The sequence below is a fragment of the Methylosinus sp. LW4 genome (assembly GCF_000379125.1).
In the GTDB taxonomy this organism is placed as follows: Bacteria; Pseudomonadota; Alphaproteobacteria; order Rhizobiales; family Beijerinckiaceae; genus Methylosinus.
Window position 1 is genome coordinate 3,281,163 of sequence record NZ_KB900626.1, and the last position, 22,427, is coordinate 3,303,589.

Annotated in this window: 21 protein-coding genes; 8 read left to right on the plus strand and 13 right to left on the minus strand. The window is 65.6% G+C overall.

All coding sequences use genetic code 11. The features are described from left to right. Positions 1-122: 122 nt before the first annotated feature. Both METLW4_RS0116370 and METLW4_RS0116375 read right to left on the minus strand, forming a co-directional pair. Entirely contained in the window at positions 123-716 is a 594-nt protein-coding gene (locus tag METLW4_RS0116370) for a TetR/AcrR family transcriptional regulator (RefSeq protein ID WP_026191561.1), read from the minus strand. Positions 717-774: 58 nt separating this feature from the next. Then, positions 775-1,146: a hypothetical protein gene (locus METLW4_RS0116375; protein ID WP_157235192.1), complete on the minus strand. Its 372-nt coding sequence runs from the start codon at positions 1,144-1,146 to the stop codon at positions 775-777. A gap of 185 nt (positions 1,147-1,331) precedes the next feature. Between METLW4_RS0116375 and leuD the strand changes: the two genes are divergently transcribed. The 5 genes from leuD to ptsN all read left to right on the plus strand — a co-directional run bounded on the left by leuD (position 1,332) and on the right by ptsN (position 6,413). Next, positions 1,332-1,937 (plus strand): 3-isopropylmalate dehydratase small subunit, encoded by a 606-nt coding sequence (gene leuD, locus METLW4_RS0116380; protein WP_018267317.1) that lies wholly within the window; start codon positions 1,332-1,334, stop codon positions 1,935-1,937. 116 nt (positions 1,938-2,053) lie between these two features. After that, positions 2,054-3,004, plus strand: coding sequence for an LPS export ABC transporter ATP-binding protein (gene lptB / locus METLW4_RS0116385; protein WP_157235194.1), 951 nt, complete (start codon positions 2,054-2,056; stop codon positions 3,002-3,004). Between the two features lie 195 nt (positions 3,005-3,199). Then, the gene (gene rpoN, locus METLW4_RS0116390) at positions 3,200-4,774 is read left to right on the plus strand and encodes an RNA polymerase factor sigma-54 (protein WP_026191562.1); all 1,575 of its coding nucleotides are present in this window, start codon (positions 3,200-3,202) and stop codon (positions 4,772-4,774) included. A 387-nt stretch (positions 4,775-5,161) separates the two neighbouring features. Next, positions 5,162-5,722, plus strand: a complete 561-nt coding sequence (gene hpf, locus METLW4_RS0116395; RefSeq protein ID WP_018267320.1) for a ribosome hibernation-promoting factor, HPF/YfiA family — start codon at positions 5,162-5,164, stop codon at positions 5,720-5,722. A gap of 226 nt (positions 5,723-5,948) precedes the next feature. After that, the gene (gene ptsN / locus METLW4_RS0116400) at positions 5,949-6,413 is read left to right on the plus strand and encodes a PTS IIA-like nitrogen regulatory protein PtsN (RefSeq protein ID WP_026191563.1); all 465 of its coding nucleotides are present in this window, start codon (positions 5,949-5,951) and stop codon (positions 6,411-6,413) included. 57 nt (positions 6,414-6,470) lie between these two features. Here the strand turns inward: ptsN and METLW4_RS0116405 are convergent, their stop codons facing one another. After that, positions 6,471-6,749 (minus strand): general stress protein, encoded by a 279-nt coding sequence (locus METLW4_RS0116405; RefSeq protein WP_026191564.1) that lies wholly within the window; start codon positions 6,747-6,749, stop codon positions 6,471-6,473. Between the two features lie 153 nt (positions 6,750-6,902). Next, a complete protein-coding gene (locus tag METLW4_RS0116410) occupies positions 6,903-7,718 on the minus strand; it encodes a response regulator (protein ID WP_026191565.1) in 816 nt (271 codons plus the stop codon). Between the two features lie 220 nt (positions 7,719-7,938). Between METLW4_RS0116410 and METLW4_RS28335 the strand changes: the two genes are divergently transcribed. The 3 genes from METLW4_RS28335 (at position 7,939) to fumC (ending at position 10,267) form a co-directional block, all read left to right on the plus strand. Further along, positions 7,939-8,220 (plus strand): NepR family anti-sigma factor, encoded by a 282-nt coding sequence (locus tag METLW4_RS28335; protein ID WP_018267324.1) that lies wholly within the window; start codon positions 7,939-7,941, stop codon positions 8,218-8,220. Beyond that, the gene (locus METLW4_RS0116420; RefSeq protein ID WP_018267325.1) at positions 8,220-8,798 is read left to right on the plus strand and encodes a sigma-70 family RNA polymerase sigma factor; all 579 of its coding nucleotides are present in this window, start codon (positions 8,220-8,222) and stop codon (positions 8,796-8,798) included. The genes METLW4_RS28335 and METLW4_RS0116420 overlap by 1 nt, the downstream gene beginning before the upstream one ends. A 62-nt stretch (positions 8,799-8,860) precedes the next feature. Beyond that, entirely contained in the window at positions 8,861-10,267 is a 1,407-nt protein-coding gene (gene fumC / locus METLW4_RS0116425) for a class II fumarate hydratase (protein ID WP_018267326.1), read from the plus strand. Positions 10,268-10,487: 220 nt separating this feature from the next. Here fumC and METLW4_RS0116430 read toward each other — a convergent pair whose 3' ends face one another. The 9 genes from METLW4_RS0116430 to METLW4_RS0116470 all read right to left on the minus strand — a co-directional run bounded on the left by METLW4_RS0116430 (position 10,488) and on the right by METLW4_RS0116470 (position 22,381). Further along, positions 10,488-11,393, minus strand: coding sequence for a heparan-alpha-glucosaminide N-acetyltransferase (locus METLW4_RS0116430; protein ID WP_018267327.1), 906 nt, complete (start codon positions 11,391-11,393; stop codon positions 10,488-10,490). Continuing rightward, positions 11,390-12,376: a hypothetical protein gene (locus METLW4_RS0116435; RefSeq protein ID WP_018267328.1), complete on the minus strand. Its 987-nt coding sequence runs from the start codon at positions 12,374-12,376 to the stop codon at positions 11,390-11,392. Before METLW4_RS0116435 ends, METLW4_RS0116430 begins: the two co-directional genes overlap by 4 nt. Before the next feature lie 48 nt (positions 12,377-12,424). Further along, positions 12,425-14,227 carry a hypothetical protein gene (locus tag METLW4_RS0116440; protein ID WP_018267329.1) on the minus strand — a complete coding sequence of 601 codons (1,803 nt, stop codon included), beginning with the start codon at positions 14,225-14,227 and terminating at the stop codon, positions 12,425-12,427. Continuing rightward, complete coding sequence (locus METLW4_RS0116445; RefSeq protein WP_018267330.1) at positions 14,224-14,655, minus strand: GtrA family protein; 432 nt, start codon at positions 14,653-14,655, stop codon at positions 14,224-14,226. Before METLW4_RS0116445 ends, METLW4_RS0116440 begins: the two co-directional genes overlap by 4 nt. 1 nt (position 14,656) lies before the next feature. Next, positions 14,657-16,147, minus strand: a complete 1,491-nt coding sequence (locus tag METLW4_RS0116450) for an NAD(P)/FAD-dependent oxidoreductase (protein ID WP_018267331.1) — start codon at positions 16,145-16,147, stop codon at positions 14,657-14,659. A 90-nt stretch (positions 16,148-16,237) separates the two neighbouring features. Further along, positions 16,238-17,413, minus strand: a complete 1,176-nt coding sequence (locus tag METLW4_RS0116455) for a GGDEF domain-containing protein (protein WP_018267332.1) — start codon at positions 17,411-17,413, stop codon at positions 16,238-16,240. A 171-nt stretch (positions 17,414-17,584) separates the two neighbouring features. Continuing rightward, positions 17,585-18,325, minus strand: a complete 741-nt coding sequence (locus METLW4_RS0116460; RefSeq protein ID WP_018267333.1) for a nucleotidyltransferase family protein — start codon at positions 18,323-18,325, stop codon at positions 17,585-17,587. Beyond that, on the minus strand, positions 18,318-19,850 hold the full coding sequence (locus METLW4_RS0116465; RefSeq protein ID WP_018267334.1) for a bifunctional tRNA (adenosine(37)-N6)-threonylcarbamoyltransferase complex ATPase subunit type 1 TsaE/phosphotransferase: 1,533 nt from the start codon (positions 19,848-19,850) through the stop codon (positions 18,318-18,320). Before METLW4_RS0116465 ends, METLW4_RS0116460 begins: the two co-directional genes overlap by 8 nt. Continuing rightward, entirely contained in the window at positions 19,847-22,381 is a 2,535-nt protein-coding gene (locus tag METLW4_RS0116470; RefSeq protein WP_018267335.1) for a PAS domain-containing sensor histidine kinase, read from the minus strand. The genes METLW4_RS0116465 and METLW4_RS0116470 overlap by 4 nt, the downstream gene beginning before the upstream one ends. Positions 22,382-22,427: the final 46 nt, after the last annotated feature.

The following is a 22,427-nucleotide window of genomic DNA, read 5'->3' on the forward strand; positions in this document are numbered from 1 at the left end:
GGGCTTTTGCGCCCGCGGTTTTTTCGACGCGCTCGGGGCGCGGCGGATCCTCCGGGGCGATCGTTCGCCTCGGATTCGACCTCTGTTTAAAATGACCGGTCGTCTCAAATCCGGGCAAAAAATCAGGCGCGGAAATAGCCGTTCAGCAGCATGTCGCGGAACTGGGTCAGCGGACGGACGGAGCGCTCGATCTTCATGCGCAGAAGCGAGCCCTGCCACGCGTCCACCAGAAAATCGGCCATTTCCTTGGCGTCGAGATCACGGCGGAAACAGCCCTCCGCCTGGCCGCGCGCAACTCCCTCCCGCAGCTTGTCGCGATAGCGGCGCACCGCCTCGCGCAGCGATGTCTGGCACAGATCACTGGTGTCGCCGATCTCGCCGATCAGATTGCCGAGCAGGCAGCCGCCTTTGAACTCCCGGCGCTCCGTATCGGCGATCAGCTCGTCGAAATAGGCGCGGAGCGCCGCATCTGCGCCGATGTCCGTGCGCGCGAGATGCGCGTCCAGCTGGGCGATGAAGGGGTCGATATAATGCTTCACCACCTCGGCGCTGAACGCTTCCTTGCTGGGGAAGTAATTGTAGAAGGAGCCCTTGGGCACGCCGACGCTCTGCACCAGCTCGTGCAGGCCAGTGCCGTGATAGCCCTGCTCCATCAGCAAAGCGACGCCCTGGTCCAGGAGCTTGCGCCGAATATCGTTCACGTCCCGTCTGCTCATGGCGCTCTTATACGACCGATCGTCTCAAACGGCAAGCGGCCACGGCGTCGACATATCGCTAGATCGGTCTTTCGGGATAGAACGAGTCTATAAATATGAGCGCGTCTTTCTCTGAGCTCGTCAGCTTCGCATCCTCATCGCTTTGGGCCAATCGAAACTTCCGGTCTATTCCCAGCATCTCATTGTGAATGGCGACGGGAAGCGGCGCCACGGAATCGACGGCGCAGGCCACGGCTTCGGCCCCCAGGCGGCCTAAGCCGGTGTTTCGGTCGATTCGGACGGTCTTTTGCGTCGTCACGACCCGCGCCTCGACTTGAATTTTCGTGAGACGCGTCACCAGGCAAATCAGGCTCGCGCCATTCGGCGTCGTGGCGTGGATGATATCCCCGACGACGAGCCGATGAAGCAATGTTCTGCGCGCGGCCGACATTTGGATTCCGATCAAAAAGCGACCGAGACGCGGCTCGTCGCTCCGGCCTTCGATTGTAGGCAGAGTATTTTCACGTCACAATCTCGGCGGCCGCCACAGGATCGCCTGCTTTGCGCCTTTGGCGACGATTTGCTAAAGGGCGCCGGAGAGCGCCCCGCGCGCCCGAGGCTCCAGGACAGTCCGAAATGGAAAAATTCGTCACCCTCACCGGCGTCGCCGCGCCGCTGCCGATCATGAACATCGACACGGACATGATCATTCCGAAGCAATATCTGAAGACGATTGCCCGCACCGGCCTCGGCAAGGGTCTCTTCTCGGAGCTGCGCTATAAGGACGACGGCTCGGACAATCCCGATTTCGTGCTCAACAAGCCGGCCTATCGCGACGTCAAGATTCTGGTGGCGGGCGATAATTTCGGCTGCGGCTCGTCGCGCGAGCACGCCCCCTGGGCGCTGCTGGACTATGGCGTGAAGGCGGTGATCTCCACCAGCTTCGCGGATATCTTCTACAACAACTGCTTCAAGAACGGCATTCTGCCGATCAAGGTCACGCAGGCCCAGCTCGAGAAGCTGATGGACGACGCGGCGCGCGGCGCCAACGCCACGCTGACGATCGACCTGCCGGCGCAGGAGATTCGCGGCCCGGACGGCGGCGTCGTCAAATTCGACATCGATCCGTTCCGTAAGCACTGCCTGCTCGAGGGGCTGGACGATATCGGCCTCACGCTGCAAAAGGCCGGCGCGATCGACGCTTTCGAGGCCAAGACGGCCGCGGCTCGGCCCTGGGCCTGATCGCGGTTTACCGGATTGCAAAAAAGTAACGAGGGTTTTTGGTCGAGAAAGCTTAGGATCGTCGCGAGCGGCGCGCGATCTTCGCGGTCCGTCTCTCTCGTGCAGGGCGCTGAGGCTTGAGCTTTCGATCCTACCCATCCGCGAGCGACGCCCGACCCGGCCTATTGAGCCGGATCGGGGAACGGCTGCGCCTGCGCCGTCCCGCCCGAGCGGAAGCTTCGGCGCGTTTTTCGGCCGAAATCGACGCCCGGATCGAAGAGGGCGCCGATAATTTAGGCGCCGAGGAGACGCCCGAGATCGGCGCCGATCCCGCGTCCTATTCCGAGGCCGAGATCGCCACGCATAAGGGCGTGCTGTCGATCCAGCATCTCGCCAAAGCCTATAAGACCCGCCGCGTCGTCGAGGATGTGAGCCTGCATGTGGCGCGCGGCGAGGCGGTGGGCCTGCTCGGCCCCAATGGCGCCGGCAAGACCACTGTTTTCTATATGATAACCGGGCTGGTGAAGCCCGATCGCGGCGTCATCGCGCTCGACGGCTATGACGTCACCGGCCTGCCCATGTATCGACGGGCGCGGCTCGGCATCGGCTATCTGCCGCAAGAGGCGTCGATTTTCCGCGGGCTCACGGTCGAGGACAATATCCGCGCCGTGCTGGAGATCACCCAGCCCGACAAACGCCTGCGCGAGCAGGAGCTGGACGCGCTGCTGGAGGAGTTCAAGCTCGAGCGCCTGCGCCGCACGCCGGCGGTGGCGCTCTCGGGCGGCGAGCGGCGGCGCTGCGAGATCGCCCGCGCCCTCGCCGGCCGCCCCGCCTTCATGCTGCTGGACGAGCCTTTCGCGGGCATCGACCCCATAGCCGTCGGCGGCATTCAGGACCTCGTGCGGCATTTGAAGGCGCGCGGCATCGGCGTGCTGATAACGGACCACAGCGTCCGCGAGACGCTCGGCCTCACCGACCGCGCCTACATCATCTACAACGGCCATGTTTTGACGGAAGGAACGCCCGACGAGATCGTCGCGCACCCCGATGTGCGGCGCATCTATCTCGGCGAAGATTTCCGCATGTGATTTGTGATTTTTGGAACGAAATTCCGACCGGAAGCGTCGCGGCGATTAACTGCTAGGCGGAATTTCCGGTGGGCGCCGAATAAATGGTCCTGCGCCCCATCCCTCCCCGTGCTATAAGCAAGAAACAGGCCGAGAACAGCCGTTGTGGCGGCCCAATGCCGTACGTAATGGCGGAAAGTTTCGAGTAGGCGGAAAATGGCTATTTCCACCAAGCTTATGATGCGTCAGGGCCAGGCCCTGGTGATGACGCCCCAGCTGCTGCAAGCGATCAAGCTGCTGCAATTCTCCAATCTCGAACTTTCCGCTTTCCTCCATGAGGAGCTCGAACGAAATCCGCTGCTCGAGGCGGTGGAGTCCGACGACTTCCCCGACGCCCCGCAGGAGCGCGGCGGCGACAACGATGGCGGTGAGGCCAGCTTCGACGGGGTCGGCGAGCCGCGCGAAGGCGATTGGGCGCAGGAGAGCCTCGCGGTGGACGCCGGCCAGCTGGCGGCCGAGCTCGGCACGGAGATCGGAAACGCGTTCGAGCTCGAGGGCCAGCGTCCCGGCGCCGACACCTCGGGCTCGCTCGAGGGCGCAGGCCTCTCGGCCAATTCCTGGACCGGCGCCAGCGGCGTCGGCGGCGATGGCGAGACGCCCAATCTCGAGGCCTATGTCGCCGCGGACGCCAATCTGCACGATCATCTCGCCGAGCAGCTCGCCCTCGCCTCCGCCGACCCGCGCGACCGGCTGATCGGCCACGCCATCATCGACGCGATCGACGAGACCGGCTATCTGCGCGAGGACATAAACGAGATCGCCCTTCGGCTGGACGCCGACCCCGCGCGCGCCGCCGCCGTGCTGGCGACGATCCAGAGCTTCGACCCCTCGGGAATCGGCGCGCGCGACCTGCAAGAGTGTCTCGCCATTCAGCTGCGCGAGCGCGACCGCTTCGATCCGGCGATGCAGATTTTCATCGCCAATCTGCCGCTGCTGGCCAAGCGCGACTTCCCGGCCCTGGCGCGGCTCTGCGGCGTGGACGAGGAAGATGTGACGGATATGGCGGCGGAGGTTCGCCGTCTCGATCCCAAGCCCGGCCGCGCCTTCGGCGGCGCGCCGATCCAGCCGCTGGTCGCCGATGTGATCGTGCGGCCGGCGAGCGACGGCGGCTGGATGGTGGAGCTGAACTCCGACGCGCTGCCGCGCGTGCTGGTCAACCACTCCTACGCCGCGAAGGTGAGCGCCGGCGCCAAGCGCGACGGCGACAAGACCTTCATCTCGAGCTGTCTGCAGAACGCCAATTGGCTGACCAAGAGCCTCGAGCAGCGCTCCCGCACCATTTTGAAGGTCGCCTCGGAGATCGTGCGGCTGCAGGACGCGTTTTTGGCCAAGGGCGTCGAGCATTTGCGGCCACTCAATCTGCGCACCATCGCCGACGCCATCGGCATGCACGAATCGACCGTCTCCCGCGTCACCTCCAACAAATATATGATGACGCCACGCGGCATATTCGAGCTCAAATATTTCTTCTCCGCCTCCATCGCCACCACCAGCGGCGGCGAAGCCCATTCGGCCGAGGCGGTGCGCTACAAGATCAAGCAGATGATCGACAAGGAGAGCCCTTTCGACGTGCTCTCCGACGACGCCATCGTCGCGCGGCTCAAGGAGGTGGACATAGACATCGCCCGCCGCACCGTCGCCAAATATCGCGACAGCCTGCGCATTCCCTCTTCCGTCGATCGACGCCGCGCCAAGCAGGCGATGGCGCGGGAGAATGCGCCGGCGCTGTGAGCGTCCCCGGCCCCGCTGGAACACCCTGCCGCGAATGACGGCGCCCTTTCTGTTCGAAGACGCGATTCATCGGCTCCGTAGCAGCGCCTAGGCGCCCGGGCGCCACGGGAATGAGCAAAACGCTCGCCCATTGACTTCCCGAGCCGAGGCACTTAGAGCCTGTCGCCGAAGCGGGCAGGGCGCAAATGCGAGCTCGGCCCGTCTTCCGCCACGTTCGAACGGCAAGAATGACGCTCGAACGCTGGGCCGGGACATTCGCCGGCGTCGCGGCGAGGACCGTGGGGGGACGGTCGAAACCGACGCTCACGAGACCATCGCGAGATTTTTTTCGAGGGAAGGCGGCTCCGCGCCCGGCGCGAGCCCTCCAATGGACGAGGCGAATCCGATATGTCGCTGCGCGTGTCCGGCAAAAACATCAACATCGGCGAGGCTTTGCGGATTCATGTCGGCGACCGGCTGAAGGCCGCCGCCGGCAAATATTTCGACGGCGAGCTGAGCGGCCATGTGACGATCTCGCCGGAAGGCTCCGGCTTTCGCGCCGATTGCAGCCTGCATCTCAATGGAATCGACGTTCAGGCCGACGGCCGCGCGCAGGAGCCCTACGCCTCCTTCGATCAGGCCGCCGATCGCATCGAAAAGCGCCTGCGCCGCTACAAGAGCCGGCTGAAGGATCATCACGCCCTGCGCGAGGACGGCGAGGTGGCGCAGAGCTATGTGCTCGAGGCGCCCGATCAGGAGCAGGACGCGCCCAAAGAATTCGCGCCGACGATCGTCGCCGAGGCGACGTCGCGGCTGCGTCGGCTGACGGTCTCGGCCGCGGTTTTGGACCTCGATCTGACCGGCGCGCCGGTGGTCGTTTTTCGCAACGCCGACACCGGTCGGCTCAATGTTGTCTACCGACGCGGCGACGACCATATCGGTTGGATCGATGCGCCGGGCGGCGAATAGGCGGCATATATCTTGCCTTTTGATTGGATGAAGCTGTGAGGGCGGCCATGCTTATTGCTCACCAATGGAATTCGCCCTGCGACCCGAATGAGAGCGGCCGTCGCCGCCGCGGGTCGGGTCGCAATGGCGCGACGCGGCGCATCCTATGATCAACAGCGATTTCGCGCGCGACACGCGCGACGGCGGAGCTCGGCCCCAACAGGGCCTCGAATGGGATAGACGCCACATGCGGCTCGCGGATTTGCTCTCCACAGAAGCGGTCATTCCCGCGCTCAAGGCGAACAGCAAGAAGCAGGCGCTTCAGGAGCTGAGCGAGAAGGCGGCCGAGATTTCCGGCCTGCCCGCCCGCGAGATCTTCGACGCGCTGCTGCAGCGCGAGCGCCTCGGCTCCACCGGCATCGGCGACGGCGTCGCCATTCCGCATGGCAAGCTGGCGCGCATCAAGACGATCTTCGGGATTTTCGCGCGGCTGGAGCGGCCGATCGACTTCGAGGCGCTCGACGGCGCGCCGGTCGATCTGATCTTTCTTTTGGTGACGCCGGAGGCTTCCGGCGCCGATCACCTCAAGGCGCTGGCCTGCGCGGCGCGCGTGCTGCGCGACCCTTCGATCGTGGCGACGATTCGCGCGACGCGGGACCCTTCGGCCCTCTATTCCATCATCGCGCAAACCTCCACGCCCCACGCCGCCTGAGGCCTTCGCGCCGCTGACGTCAGCCGGCCGCGATACGGCGAAGAAAAAGGCCGCGGATTACTCCGCGGCTGTTCTCGGCTTGCTGTGGGAGGCGTGGCCGCCCTTGCGTCCCGCCTCGGACGCGAGCTGGTGATCGCGGGAGAAGCTCCGCTTCGTCGGATCGACGCTCTGCCCGCCCTTGCGCCCGGCCTTGGCCGCCAGCTCGGGGTTCTGCGAGAAGCTGCGCTTTTCATCGGGAACGTTCTGGCCGCCCTTGCGCGCGATCGCCCGCTGCTTCTCGGGGTCCATCGAAGCAAAGCCACGGTTCGACTTTTTCGGTTCCTGGATCGCCGTCATATCTTTTACCTTCTCTTGTCCCCCGGGAGTCAACGCCCGAGTCAAGACAAGGTTGCGCTCTATTCGCTTCCGATAGAAGTTTTTTTTGCCGCAATTCGGCCTGTGGTCTATACGTACGAGAATCAGCTATTACCTACGCTATGGCCTAATTGCTCACTTGTGCTTATCATTGTATTTGAGATGGGACCGTCGGTCGAAAAACAAAGCTTGACTGATGATCGCTTTCAAGCTGTCGACGCTGAAAGGCTTGGCGATGAGAAACGCCGGCTCCGGCGGCTCTCCGGTGAGAAAGCGCTCTGGATAGGCGGTGACGAAGATCACCGGGGTCGACAGCGCGCCCAGTATTTCATTGACCGCCTCGAGGCCGGAGCTGCCGTCCGCAAGCTGAATATCGGCCAGAATGAGGCCGGGTGGAGTCTTGGATATGGCCTCGACCGCCTCCTTATGGGTGCGCGCCACGGCGACGACCCGATGACCGAGCTCCTCGACCAGCCCGCGCAGATCGAGCGCGATCAGCGGCTCATCCTCTATGATGAGCACATCGGTCGCCAATTGGCCGGCGATCTCGGCGCTCGCCGTGTCGATGAGCGCCGCCGCCCGCGCCTCGGAGACCGCGAGCGCGCGCGCGATCTCGCCCAGCGAAAAACCCTCGAGCGCGCTCAGCAGAAAAGCGATGCGAGGCTGCAGCGATATGGCGTCGAGATTGCGCCGCGCGCCCGTCTCATCGTCGCTCGCGGCGCCGGAATGGTCGGTGTGGGCGTTGATCGGGCTCGACGTCCAGATTTCCAGAAACAGGCGATAGAGGGAGATTTTCAGATCCTCGTCGGCGACGAGGCGGGTGGGATCCGCCACCGCGGTCTCGAGCGTCGCCAGCACATAGGCGTCGCCCCCTTCGCGGCTGCCCGAGAGAGCGCGGGCGAAACGCCGCAAATAGGGCACATGCCTTAGAATAGCCTGAGAAATGGACATCATGTCCCTCGTTTCGCGTTGCGAAAGTCGCGCCATCATGGCGCGCCGTGCTGCGTCAAATCGCCGCCGTATATATGGGAACTATTTGGTAAAATTAGCGTTGTGCGTGGGTCGGCGCAAAGCAGTATAGCGCGGCCGCGTCCGCTCGCCAGAGTCGGGCCTCACGGGAATTCTCGAGGAGCAGATGGTAAAAAGCAGCCGGAAGTCCACTGCCGCAGCCTTGAGCACGAGCGAAAGCGCCAATGAAAGCATTCTGGAAGACGGCGCCCTGGTCGCGGCGCCCGAAGGGCTCGTTGTGCTGAATTCACGACGTCCCGCGCGGAGCGCGCGCGCCAAGGCGGCGGAGACCAGCGACCTCGGCGAGCAGATCGGCGAGCAGCTGCGCGGACTCTATGACGACGTTCTCAGCCAGCCGGTCCCGGATCGTTTCTTAGAGCTCTTGAACCGTCTCGAGAGCGACCCGATATCCCCGGAGCGGTCGAAGACGCCCGGGGAGGGATAGTGTCGACATCCGAAGCGGCGAAAGCCCAAGGAAAGGGGACCAAAGCCGACCTCGTCGCGGCGATTCCCAATCTGCGCGCATTCGCGGTTTCGCTCTGCGGCAACGCCGATCGCGCCGACGATCTCGTCCAGGAGACGCTGGTCAAGGCCTGGAGCAGCCTCGCCTCCTTCACCGAAGGCACCAATCTCACGGCCTGGCTGTTCACCATTCTCCGCAACATCCACTATAGCGACTATCGCAAGCGGCGCCGCGAGGCGCCGGACCCGGACGGCGCCATAGCGGCGCGGCTGGTGTCGCTGCCCGCGCAGAACGCGCATATGGATTTTCTCGATTTTCGCAGCGCGCTGCAGAAGCTGCCGCTCGACCAGCGCGAGGCGCTGATCCTCGTCGCCGCCTCCGGCCTCTCCTATGAGGAAGCCGCCGCCATCTGCAATTGCGCGCCCGGCACGATGAAGAGCCGCGTCAATCGCGCGCGCAATCGCCTCGCCGAGGTGCTCGCGCTGCGCTCCACCAGCGATATCGGCGATTCCTATTACATCGGCGAGCAATCGATTCTGCCGCGCACGGGCAATGATTGATAGACGGGCCGAAATGCCCCATAGGGAAGCTCGAGCCCGATCATTTTCCGCGAGCGAGACCGATGACCGACAAGACGACCGAATTCCGAACCGAGCGCGATTCCTTTGGCGACATAGAGGTTCCGGCCTCCGCCTATTGGGGCGCGCAGACGGAGCGGTCGCGGCAGAATTTCCCCATCGGCGTCGGCCGCATGCCGATCGAGATCGTCCATGCGCTGGCGCGGGTCAAGCTCGCGGCCGCCGAGGCCAATCTCGAGAAGGGCCTGCTGAAGAGCGAGGTCGCCGCCGCAATTTCCGCCGCCGCCCGCGAGGTGATCGAGGGCAAGCTCGACGCGCATTTCCCGCTCGTCGTCTGGCAGACCGGCTCCGGCACGCAATCCAACATGAACGTCAACGAGGTGATCGCCAATCGCGCCAATGAGGCGCTGGGCGCCGGCCGCGGAGCCAAGGCGCCGGTCCACCCCAATGACCATGTCAATCTCGGCCAATCCTCCAACGACAGCTTCCCGACCGCCATTCATGTCGCCGCGGCCATCGCCATATCGCAGCGCCTGCTGCCGGCGGTGGAGCGGCTGCACGCCGCGCTCGCCGCCAAGTCCAAGGCCTTCGAGCATATCGTCAAGATCGGCCGCACCCATTTGCAGGACGCCACCCCGGTCACGCTGGGCCAGGAGTTTTCCGGCTATGCGGCGCAGGCCGAGTTCGGCGCCAAGCGCATCCGCCAGGGGCTCGAGGATTTGTTCCTGCTCGCCCAGGGCGGCACCGCCGTCGGCACCGGCGTGAACACTTACAAAGGCTTCGCCGAGGCGGTCGCGGCCAAGATCGCGGCGCAGACCGGCCTTCCCTTCCAGACCGCGCCGAATAAATTCGAGGCGCTCGCCGCCCATGACGCAGCCGTCTTCGCCCATGGCGCGCTGAACGCGCTCGCCGCCGGCCTCTATAAGATCGGCTGCGACATTCGCCTGCTCGGCTGCGGCCCACGCGCCGGCCTCGCCGAGCTGAAGCTGCCGGAGAACGAGCCGGGCTCGTCGATCATGCCGGGCAAGGTCAATCCGACCCAGGTCGAAGCGCTGACCATGGTCTGCACGCGCGTCTTCGGCAATAACGCCACCGTCACCTTCGCCGCCTCGCAGGGCCATCTCGAGCTGAATGTGCTGAAGCCGGTGATCGCCGCGGCGCTGCTCGAATCGACGATATTGCTCGCCGACGGCATCGACAGCTTCATCACCCGCTGCATCGACGGGATCGAGCCGGACGAGGCGAATATCAAGAATTTCCTGGAGCGCTCGCTGATGCTGGTGACGGCGCTGGCGCCCAAGATCGGCTATGACGCCGCCTCCAAGATCGCCCGCGCCGCGCATCACAATGGCACGACGCTGCGCGAGGAGGCGCTGAAGTCCGGCAAGGTGACGGACGCCGAATTCGACGCGCTGGTGCGGCCGGAGAATATGCTCGCGCCGAATGATTGAGGGCGGTCGAAACCCGATCATCGCGCATTCGGGCGCTATAGGTTGAAGGGCAATCAGCCTCGCCCTCATGCTGAGGAGGCGGCGTAGCCGCCGTCTCGAAGCACGAGGGCGAGCTCCAGACGGCGCGCTGACGGTTTCCTCGTCCTTCGAGACGCCCGCTACGCGGGCTCCTCAGGACGAGGAAACCTTCGACTCACCGGACCGCGACCGAATCGATCGATCACTTCACCACGCAGGCGCGCGCGATTCTCTCGAGACGGGCGCGGCCGTCGTCGGTCGCGGCGTCGGGCAGCGCATCCTCTCGCGCTGCCTCGCGCGCCGCGCAATCGCAAGCCGTCTCGCATTTTTGAGCATTGGCGCCAGACGCCACGCATTGCGCGCGGCAGGCTTCCTCGAAACGCGCATTCTGCATCGGCGCGAGCAGCATGGCGACGGCGGTGAAGCCGGCGAAGAACAAAGGCTGATGCAGGAGATAGAGCGCGAGGCTATGCCGCCCGAGCAAGGCGACGGCCCGCGTCGCCGCATTGCCTTGCGCGCCGGCGGCAGTCGCCGGGCGTAGACGCGCCAGCTTCCCCGCGCCGACGCCGAAGAGCAGCGCCCCCGCCCAGGGCGCGAGCGGACGATAATCATTGGTCATCGGCTCGAAGGTCGAAAGCCCCGTCCACCAGAACCACGGCGCATCGAAGAAAGACGCCCGCGCGACGAAGGATGCGATGACCAAGGCGAAGCCCGCGGCGAAAGCTGCCGGCCAGGGCAGCCGCAGGAAAGGCGGAGCGAGCAGGCTCGCCGCCGCTATGCAATGCAGAATGCCGAAAAAGACGAAGCTCGACGGGAAGGCGATATAGGTCCCGGCGCTCACCAGCAGCGCGGCGCCGATGAGCAGCGCGAGCCGTCGCCAATAGGCGCGCGCGCGAAACGCCGTCCCCTGCGCGAGCGTCAGCGACAAGCCGGCGATGAACAGAAAGCTCGACGCGATCGCATGGCCGAACGCCTTATAGGCGTCCGAATAGGGGATGTCGGGATCGATATGGCCGAAATGGCCGAGGTCCCAGCCGAAGTGAAAGGCGAACATCGCCAGCACGGCGAGGCCGCGCGCGACATCCAGCCAAAGAAGCCGCGCGGTCATTTGACCGCCGTCGCCGCGGTCGATTGGAACTTGCCGAACACCATATCCGGCGCCGAGAGATTGTGCCGCGACGGCATGTGCCGGCCGAGCCAGATTTCCGTCGCCGGCGCGCCGGGAAAGCCGATGACCGGCGCCTCCTGCCAGCCTATGCCGCGCTTGGCGCGCCAGGCGACCAGCGCCGCGTCGCTCATCGATTGCGTGGTGTACATGGACCGCAGCGAGGCGAAGGGCAGGCCGTCCGGCATTGCGTCGCTATAGGAGACATCGAGCACGATGCGATCCTGATCGATGGAGCCGAGACGAATCTTCGCCTCGCCGCCGCGGCGGAAGCGCAGGGTGAAGCTGCGCGCCTCGGGATCGAAGACGATCTCCTTCAGCGCGACGATGGGGCGCTCCTGCACCTCCACCGGGCCGATGAGGAAGGAGGAGCCATAGGCCGTCCAGCGCATGTCCTCGAACGGCAGCGGGCGCGCGCGCCAATAACCGTCCGGCGGATAGAAGACCAGAATTTCCTCCGCGCGCTCGCGATAGGTCATCCACAGCTGCACGAGATGAAAGCCCTTCTCCACCCGATCGCCGACGCGCACCGGCACGTCATTGGGCCGCCAGAAGGAGGGGAAAGTGTAGCCGACCAGCCAGAATTCCGGCGTCTCCCAAAAGGTGAGGCGGCGCGCGTCGGCGGCGAATTTGGAGTCATGCGAGAGATCGCAGCTCGTCCAATCCGGCGCCCAGCGGTCCGAGCCGATCATGCCGATATAGGAGGGATGAACCGCCTGCACGCGCATGCGCCGCACCTGCGGCGAGACGAAATCCAGCTCGATATTGTCCTTCTCGGCGCAGAGCTCGGGCGTGGATCGGTTCTCGATCCGCACTTGCAGATCCTCCTCCGCCTCCAGCGCCTGCTGCGCGAAGGACGGCCGGGCGAAGGGCAGGCTGGAGGCGGCGAGGAGGAGCCGGCGGCGATCGATCAGCGATGCGGACATGGGCGGTATCGGATTCCTGTTACGGCGGACGCGGCGATGCGCCGGATATTATTGCGCAGGACGCAGGGCGAAAACATGGAAAGGCGAGCGCTCGAGTGGGATTTTCTCGAGAAAGGAGGGGCTCTCGCCACGCGCGAGGGCGGCCGCCAGCCCATGGGGCGCGCGCTCGATGAGGGCGTTGCCGGTCTCGCCGCCGTCGCACCAGAGCAGCAGCTCGGCGCCAGCGGCGCGCAGCAGGCGCTCGGCCGCGGCAGGGTCGGCCAGAAAAGCGTCGACCGCGAGGCGATTGCCGCGATTGTCGCGATGATAGGGCGCGGCGAAGACCTGATGCGGCGTGAAGGCGAGAATATGCGCTCCCATATCGACGGGCGCGACGATGCGCGCCGGCGGCAGCGCCGCGAGGCCGGAGAAGGCCGCGGCCTCGAGGCAGGCGCGACGGGTCTCGCGCGGGGCGGCCTCGCCGTCCGATTGCAGCGCCACAGCGAGGCCCATGGGCGAGACGAAGAGGCAGAGCAGGCCGATCGAGAGCCAGCGCAGCAGCGGCATGACGTGCGCGAGGCGCGCCGATAGCGCGGCCGCCGCGCCGGCGAGCGCGATCATGGCCAGCGGCGTGACCGAGGAGAAGACGCGAATCTGCCAGAGCGCCGCGGCGAAGCCGATGAGAATCGCCGCCGCCAGCATGGCCCAGCGCCCGCGCGCGAGACCATGCTCCCGCCAGGCGAGGACAATGGCGGCGAGGAGGCCGAGCAGCACCGGCGCGGCGGTGGAGACCATCAGGGCCGGATCGGAAATAAAAGCCTTCAGCGGCTTGGCCTCGGTGACATGGGAAAGCCAGAGATCGCGCAGCAGCGGATCGAGCCCGACCAGCGGATCGCCGAGACATTGCGGCGCGCTGGCGATGAAAGCCCCGAGCGCGGCCCCGCCGACGAGGCCGAGCGCGATGGCGCGGCGCGCAAACGTCTCGAGGCGCGGCGCGGCGGCGGCCAGCGCCGCGAAGCCGAGCGCGCCGACGATGATAGCGCGAATATGGACGGCCGAATAGGCGTCGCAGGCCGAAAGGCCGTAGCGCGAAGGCGCGACAGTCGCCGCGTAAGCGAGCGGCGCGAAGACGAGCAGGCCGAGAGCGAATGAGAGAAGGCGGCGCGACGCCGCCGCGCCTTCGATGAGGAAGAGGATCGCCGGCGCCGCCAACAGCACAATGAAGAAGGGAAGATTCTCGAGGCTGATTGCGAGCGACAGAGCGAGCGGCGCGGCGGCGGCCGCGAGCGCCAGAGGACGTTTCGCGTCGAGGCCGAGCGCGATGAGGCCGAATGTCGCCATCAGCAGCACGATCTGCGGCGCATGATGATCGATGCGGCCCGGCGTGAATTGCATGAACATCGGCGCCGAGAGAAACACCAGCCAGACGGCGAGCATGCGCGCCGGGCGATCCGCCATGACGCGCGCCACAAAGGCCGCGAGCGCGAAGAGCAGGGCGAGGCAGAGAAACGGAAAGGCGAGCCGCGTCGCGCGCTCCGCCATCTCCGGCGCGAGCAGCAGCCCGAACAGCAGATCGAGCGCGGCGAGCGGCGTATCGACGATGCGCGACCAATGCATGAAGAGCCCGTCCGGCGGATCGAGCCTTCGAGCCGTCATATCGAACCAGGATTGGCCGGCGAGGAGATCGCGCAGCTGCACGGCGCGCATGGCGTCGTCGGAATCGTAGAATTCGCCGGCGCTCCACACGGCGCGCGCGCGAGGGAGCGTCAATAGCGCAGCGCCGGCGAGCGCCGGGATAATGGCGGCGAGAAGCGGAATTTCACGACGCGTCCGCACATGGACGCGCGCCGTCTCGCCGGCGAGCGCGCTCACGCAGACGCCTTGGCGGCCGGCGCCGAGAAGAGAAGCGCGCGGCGCGCGGTGAAATTGAACAGGAAGACGACGCCGGCGGTCGGAATTTTCGCAAAGGCGGGATCGAAGCCGAGACGGCCGACGAGGAGCAGCATCAGCGCCTCGGTGACGAGCAAGCCGGCGAGGCCGATGGCGCAGAAAAGCGTGAATTCCGACGCCGGCCGCACGCTGCGCCGATCGCGGAACACCAGACTTATGCTGAGCGCATAGACGAGCGCGAGCCCGCCGCAAAAGCCGATCGCCGCCGCGACGAGATAGGGCACGCCGAGTGTCTTATGACAGAGCAGCAGCAGCCCATAGTCGAGCGCCAGCGCCGCGCCGCTCGCCAGCCCATAAGCGATGAGATCGCGCAGCACGCGCGTGGCGGCGAAGACGCGATGCGTCGACACGTCAAGCGACCCGCTTCGGCACGAGACGCTCGCTCGCCAGCGCCTGCTGAGCGCCGGAGACGCCGGCTTCCGTATATTCGGCGTCCTCGTTCACGCCCCAGACGTCATAGACGGCGCGGCCGGCGATGATGTTGAGCGCGGTCAACATACCGGTCATCATCGCATGATCCTGGTTGTTGTATTTGTGCATGCCGTTGCGGCCGACGAGATGCAGGCCCGGATAGCGCGCCGCCAGCTCGAGACGAATCGCCTGCACATTGGCGGCGTAGGAATCGTCATAGACCGGATAGGCCTTGGCCTGACGCACGACGCAGGCGTCGCGCACATCCTCCGCCTTCATGAGGCCGATCTTCGCGATCTCGTCCTTGGCGAGCGCGACGAGATCGGCGTCCGCCGCGTTCCACAATCCATCGCCCTCGAAGCAGAAATATTCGAGGCCGAGACAAGTGGAGACGCCATCGGCGATCATCTCCGGCGACCAGGATTTGAAATTCTGCACGCGGCCGACCTTCACCGACGGATCATGAATATAGATCCAATTGTCTGGGAACTCCTCCTGCGGCCGTCCGATCAGCACGACTGTGAGAAAATCGCGATAGGCGAGCGCGCGCGCGTTGAAGAGGCTGAGCGGCGTCGGCGTCAGCGCATTCATCACCTCGCGCAGCGGCGCGGAGGAGAGCACATTGCGCGCGCGATGCGTCTCGACGACGCCTTGCGCATCGCGCGTCGTGACGGTCCAAATTCCGCTCGCTTCATCGAAAGCGAGCTGCTCGACCTTGCAGCCCATTCGCAGACCGCCGCCGAGCTTCTGCATCTTGCGCGCGGCGGCTTCCCACATCATGCCGGGGCCGCGACGCGGATAGCGGAAGGATTCGATCAGCGTCTTCGCCGCGTTGCCGGATTTGCGGAGCTTCAAGGAGCGGCGCAATCCGTCGATGATCGCCGCGCCGAGGCTGAGGCCCTTGATGCGCTGCGCCGCCCAATCGGCGGAGATGTCGTCGCAGCTCATGCCCCATACTTTTTCGGTATAGGTCTTGAAGAAAATGCCGAACAGCCGTTCGCCGAACTGATTGCGCACCCATTGATGAAAGGAGCGCGGCTCCTTCACCGGAAAGGCCTTGGCGAAGGCGAAGGACGCCATGCACAGCGCGCTCTCGAAGAGCCCGAGATTCTTCAGCGCCTCGAAAGCCTTCAGCGGATAGGCGTAGAATTTCTCGCGATAGAAGATGCGCGACAGACGCGGCCGCTCGATGAAATCATGCGGGAGAATCTCGTCCCACAGATCGACGATCTCTTTCGATTTCGAGAAGAAGCGGTGACCGCCTATGTCGAAGAGAAAGCCCTTGTAGCTCGCGGTGCGGCTGATGCCGCCGACATAGGATCGGTCCTGCTCGAGGACGAGAACCTCGCGGCCGTTCTTCGCTAGAACAAAAGCGGCGGTGAGGCCCGCAGGCCCTGCGCCGATCACTATCGATTCGATGATCTCGCCCATGACCGCCCTGAGACAAGCGTGGCGTGCGCCGGCCGCCCGCGTCACGCGGCCAGGCTCACGGCACGTAGGGGCAGTATGGATGCGCTTTGGTTAACGCGCTGTTACGCTCAGGATGCCCGCATCGCCGCGTCGTTGCGCGCCGGCGAAGATCACGCGATTGCGCCCCTCCGCCTTGGCGCGATAGAGCGCATCGTCGGCGACGCGGGTCATGGCGGCGAGATCCGGCGTCGCATCCTCGAGAACGGTGACGCCGACGCTGACGGTCGCCGCGCCGTCCGCGAGATGCGCGGCGTCATGGATGAAAGCCGAGCGAATGCGTTCGGCGATCGCCAATGCGCTCGTCCGATCGGCCGGAGAGAGGATGGCGACGAATTCCTCGCCGCCGATGCGCGCCAGCATGTCGCTCGATCGCGTGTTTCGCGTCGCCGTCGCGCCGAATACGGCCAGCACGCGGTCGCCCTCGGCATGGCCGAAGCGGTCGTTGATATATTTGAAATTGTCGAGATCGAAGACGAGCACCGCCGTCGACGGCGCCGGGGCCGACCGCTTCGCGCGCTCGACCGCCCGTTCGAAAGCTCGCCGATTGGGAAGGCCCGTCAACGGATCGACCATCGCCGCGACTTCTCTTCGCTTCGCGAGGCGCTCTTTGGAGAGCGTCGCCAATAGAAAGCCGAGAACGGCGATAAAGCCGGAGAGCTCGAGGAAGCGGTATTTCAGATAGGGGCTGGTGAGGAAGCTCGTTTCATTGACCGTGAGAAAGGGCGCGGCGATCGCGAGCGCAATTTCGAACCCCGCCTGCAGCGCGATGATCCAGGCCGTCACGCGAGACACGAAGAGGCGCTGGCCGCCGATTCGGTTGTAGCGGAACAATTGGACGGCGGCGGCGACTTCATAGATCGCCGAGATCGCGGAGACTTCTGAAATTCGAAAGTGAATATCGGCGCGCCACAGGCCGGCGGCCCAAATCACGCCGCCGAGCAGGGCCAGCAGCGGCCGAACCGGCTCGCCGACAAAAACGAGAATGCCCGTCCACAGCAGACCGCATGCCCATAAAGTGAGCGCGTTTCCGAAAATGATCGAGAGCCACTCGACCTCATTGCGGAAAGCGTAGCAGAGCGCCGAGGCGCCCGCCGTCGCGAAGACCGCGGCCCACCACCATAATTCTTCGGCTTCTTCGTCGCTGCGCCAGATCGCATAGAGGAAGACGCCGAGCAGCGACAGCATGAAGGCGCCGAATAAATATAGGGTCGGCGCCAATGCAATCATCGCGGTTCACGATCCTATGAGTTGCAAATTGCTCGAATGCCGAGAGTTTCCGCTCCTGGAGCGTAAGCGTAGCATCGAATATGCCATGGTCTGAAAGTCATAAACAGCAGCGCAGCCGCATCGCGGCCGGACAAGACGTCGCAAGGGTAAAAAAATCCTGGAGCCTTTGCTCTATCCTTCCCCTGCGACTTGTCGCAACCGGTCTTTCTCCTCGGCGACGGCGCTTTCGGCCTCCTCGATCACGCCCATCGTGCCGACATGCAGCCATTTGCCGTCCAGCGGCGCGCCGAAGAGCCGCCCCTGCTCCGCCGCGCGAAAGAAAAACGGCGCGAGGGGAAACACATCCTGCTCGACAGTCTCGAACAATTGCGGCTTGACGACGCCTATTCCGGCATAGACAAAATCCGCGGTCTCCCCCGCGGCGCGCTTCGTCAGCCGGCCGTCCGCCGCCCGATGGAAATCGCCGTCCCAATCGACGCCGACGCTGCCGAGGCGCGGAGCCAGCAGCAGAGCGATGTCCATGATCTCCGGGTCCCAGAGATCGGCGAGGCGGCGCAGATTGTCGGCGCGCGCGCCGATCCAGAAGGCGTCGGTGTTGCAGATGAAGAAGGGCCGTCCGGCGAAGCGATCCAGAACCTTCTTTATCCCGCCGCCTTGATCGAGCAGCTTCTCGCGCTCGTCGGAGAGGATTATGCGCGGCGTCCGCCGGCCCTCGAGATGCGTCTCGATCTGATCGGCGAGATGATGGACGTTGACGATCGCCGTGGCGACGCCGGCCTGCGCGAAAGCGTCCAGCGAACGATCGAGCAGGGTGACGCCGTCGATCGCGACGAGCGGCTTGGGCAGCCGGTCGGTCAGCGGCCGCATGCGCGTGCCGAGCCCGGCGGCGAAGACGAAAGCCGCCTCAGGCATGGAAGAGCGCGGGGAGGTTGGCGACATACCAGGCCTCGAGATCGGCGAGCGCGGGATGGCGCAGGCCCTTGCGCAGATAGCTTTCCACGCGCGGCAGATGAACGAGATATTGCGGCTTGTGATCGCGCTGATCGAGCCGCGCGAAAATGCCGAGGATTTTGGTCGCGCGCTGCGCGCCGAGAATGGCGTAGGCGCGCGCGAAAGCCGCCATGTCGAACAGCGGATCGGCCTCGCGGCGCTTGCGGGCGTAATGGCCGAGCAGCCGCATCTCCAATTCGTCCGGCACGTCGACGCGCGCATCCTGCGTCAGCGACACGACGTCATAGGCGGGATGGCCGAGCACAGTGTCCTGGAAATCGATGACGCCGACGCGCGCCGTTCCCTGGCGGTCGGGCAGCCAGATGAGATTGGGCGAATGGAAATCGCGCAAGGTCCAGGTCGGCGCCGACATCACGATCTCGATCAGCGCCTGGCGCCAAAGATTGACGAAGGTCGCCTTGGAGCCGGACGATATGCCGCCGCCGCCGACCCGCGCCGCATACCATTCCAGCAGCAGCTCGACCTCGATCAGCAGCGCGTCGAGATCATAGGGCGGAATGTGATAAGGGGTCGAGCCTTCCACCGGCAGGACATCCGGCAGGCGCCGCGCATGCAGCGGCGCGAGCGCCGCCAGCGCCTCCAAATAGCGATCGGCGATGGGCGCGCCGCTGGCGACGACACCGTCGCGGCCGAGATCCTCCAGCAGCACGAAGCCGGCGGAGAGATCATAGGCGTAGATTTGCGGCGCGGAGAGGCCCTGCCCGCGCAGCGCATCCGCCATCGCCACGAAGGGCTTCACCGTCTCGGCGAGGCGCGCGATGGCGCTATAGGGCTTGCCATAGCGGATCGGCGGGCCATCCGGCCGCGCCGGCGAGATCATCAATATGGCCTGCGCGCCATCCGGCCGACGCAATACCTCATAGACGCGCGAGGAAGCGTCGCCCTGCAAATATTCGCGCGTGGCGTCGGCCCAGCCGGCGCGCTCCAGAAACTCCCGCATGGTGCGGAAGGCCTTGAGCCGCCCCGCCGCCTTGCCATGAGCGAGAATGCCGATGCGGCGCGCGTCCGGCGTCTCCGGCGCGGCGAAGGAGAGCCGCACCTCCAGCCGCTCGCCGGCAAAGAGGCTCGGCGCGCGCTCCGGCCATTCGACCAGCACCAGCGCATCCTCTGTCGCCTCCTCGAAGCCCATGGCCTCGAGCTCCGCCTCGCCGCCGGCGATGCGATAGAGATCGGCGTGCAGAATGCGGCAGGCGGGCGTCTCATAGAGCTGCATCAGCGTGAATGTGGGGCTCGGCGCCTCCAGCGTCGGGTCCTGCGCCAGCGCGCGGATCAGCGCCCGCGCAAAGGCCGTCTTGCCCGCGCCGAGATCGCCGGAGAGGGTGACGACCCGCACCGTGTCGCGAATGAGCGGGGCGAGGCGGGCGGCGAGCTCCGCGGTCTGCGCTTCATCGGCGACGTCGATCAGCCATTCGGCCTCTTCGCTCATGAGGCCTGTCCTTTTTCACGCGGGGCGAGACCCTGCTGGCCGCCGCTCTCCTGCGCCGGGAATATGCAAGTGACCGTCGTGCCTTCGCCGAGCGCGGAGTCGATGAGCACGCGCCCGCCATGCAGCTCGGTGAAGGCGCGCACGATGGAGAGGCCGAGCCCGACGCCCCTGTGGCGCGAGCCCGAGGTGTGCGACTCGAAACGGTCGAAGACTTTGTCGAGGACCTCCGGGGCGATGCCCCGCCCCCGATCGGCGACCTTGAACACGATTTCCCCCTCCCGACGCAACGCCGCGAGGGTAATGGTTTGTCCCGGCCGAGAAAAGCCGATCGCATTGGCGAGCAGATTGAACAGGATCTGGCGGATGCGCTTGGCGTCGCCGCGAAAGCGCCCGACCTCGCCCGTGGCGACGATCTGCAGCTCTATGTCGTTTTCGGCCAGCCGGTCCTGAACGCCCTCGGCCGCGGCGCGCATGGCGTCGCCGGCGTCCACCTCCTCGAGCTCCAGCTCCATGGCGTCGCTGTCGATGGTGGCGAGATCGAGAATGTCGTTGATGATGGCCAGCAGCGCCGCCGATGACTTGCCGACATAGCCGAGATATTCGAGCTGCTTGGCGTTGAGCTCGCCGGTCGTCTTCTCGCCGAGCAGGTGAATGAAGCCGATGATGTTGTTGAGCGGCGAGCGCAGCTCGTAAGAAACATGATGGACGAAATCGTTGCGGATCTTCTCCGCCGCCATCAGCGCCTGATTGCGCTCGGTGAGGGCGCGCTCGACATTCACGCCGGCCGTCACATCGACGAAGGTGAGCAGCGCCGCGCCCTCCGGCAGCGGCTGCGCGGTGCAGTCGAGCACCACGCCGTCGGAACGCTCTATGCGCCGCGTGAAGCCCTGGCGCATGTCCTGCAAGCCGGTGACGAAGCCGCGCAGCTCGCTCCACGTCTCCTCGTTGAGATGCAGCGGCCGGCAGAGATTGGCGACGGCGTCGAAGCGCGGCTTCTCGTCGACAATGCTCTTCTCGAGCGCCCATAGCGCGAGAAAGGCCGGATTGCAGAAGCGCAAGCGTCCGTCGGCGCCGAAGACGGCGACGCCCTCGCGCAAATTCTCCAGCGTCTCGTTCTGCATGCGATCGAGCGCATGAAACCGGGACTCGAGGAAATAGCGCTCGCTCACATCGTCGTAGAGATAGGTGACGCCGCCTTGCGGATTGGCGTTCGCCACGACGCGCAGCGTGCGCCCATTCGGCATGTGCCAGACATGCTCGTGATGTTCCTCGGAGGATTGATAGGCCTCCAGCAGCCGCGCCTTCCAGGCTTTGTAATCGGCCTCGACGGGCAGGCGCTGCTCGGCGCGCAGACGATCGAGAATCTCGCTGTCGCTCGGCCCCTGATCGAGAAAAGCGCGATCGAGCGGCCAGAGATTCTCATAGGCTGCGTTGCGATAGGTGAGGCGCTTGGCGCGATCGAAAATGGCGACGGCGATCGGCAATTGATCCAGCGTGCGCGAATGCGCCTGCATCTGCTGCTCGAGATCGGCGCGCGTCGTGTCGATCTCTTGGCGGTCGATGGCGAGCGCCGCGGCGGCGCCGTGGCAGGGCGCCGCGACGACATCGAGACGATGCCGCTCGCCGGCGACCACCGCCGTCACACGCGCGCGCCAAACCTCGTCGCGTCCACGCGCCGTCTGCGCTTGCAGGCGCGCGTCATTGTCGAGCAGCTCGATCTGGCGGCGCAGCGCGTCGGCCGCGCTTTCCGCCTCCACCGCTTGCGCATAGGCGGAATTGACGAAGATGAGCTTGCCTTCGACGTCGCGCATCCAAACCGGCGTCGGCAGCGCCTCGAGCAGAGCGCGCAGCCCCTCCGATTCGGCGACGCTGCGCCCATGCCGCTCGCGCAAGGACAAGAGCTCGAGCCGCTCGCCGGAGACCTCGCGAATGCGCAGCACGGCGCGGCCGGCGACGGCGCGGCCTTCGGCGTCGAAGCGTCGGCCTTGCAGGCTGGCGAGCGAGAGATGAAATCCTTCGCCATTCTGGCGCAGGCGATCGACGCGCTCCTGCAGCGCCGCCGCCTCGTCCGGTCCGAGCCAGGAGCCGAAGGCGAGCACGCGGCGCGCGAAGGCCGGATCATTGAGCCCGTTCTCTATGTCCGGCTCGCCGGCGGCATTGTCCCAGGAGACGAAGAGCTGCGGCTCGCTGGAGAGAAAAATCTCGGCGCGATCGAGCCGCTGACGCGTCGCTTCCAGCTCCGCCGCGAGCCGGGCCTCGCGCCGGCTCCACACCTTGCGCTCGCCGAGATGGGTGAAGGCGACGACGACGGCGAAAAGCGCGAGACCGCCGGTCAGCGCGAGATTGACGAATTCGGCGTTATCGGTGGTGCTGAGAAGATTGGCGAGCGCTTCCGCCCGCGCCGGTCCGCCGAAGGGCAGCAGACTGGCGGAGGCGAGCCCGCGCGTGACGTTGCGAACGAGCGTCGAGGACGCTCCCCGACGTCGCGCAGGCGGCAACGCTTTCGGCCCGAAGGCCGCATCGTGAAACATGCGAACCGGTCTCCACGTTCGATTTGCAAAGGCTCATCGCAAACAA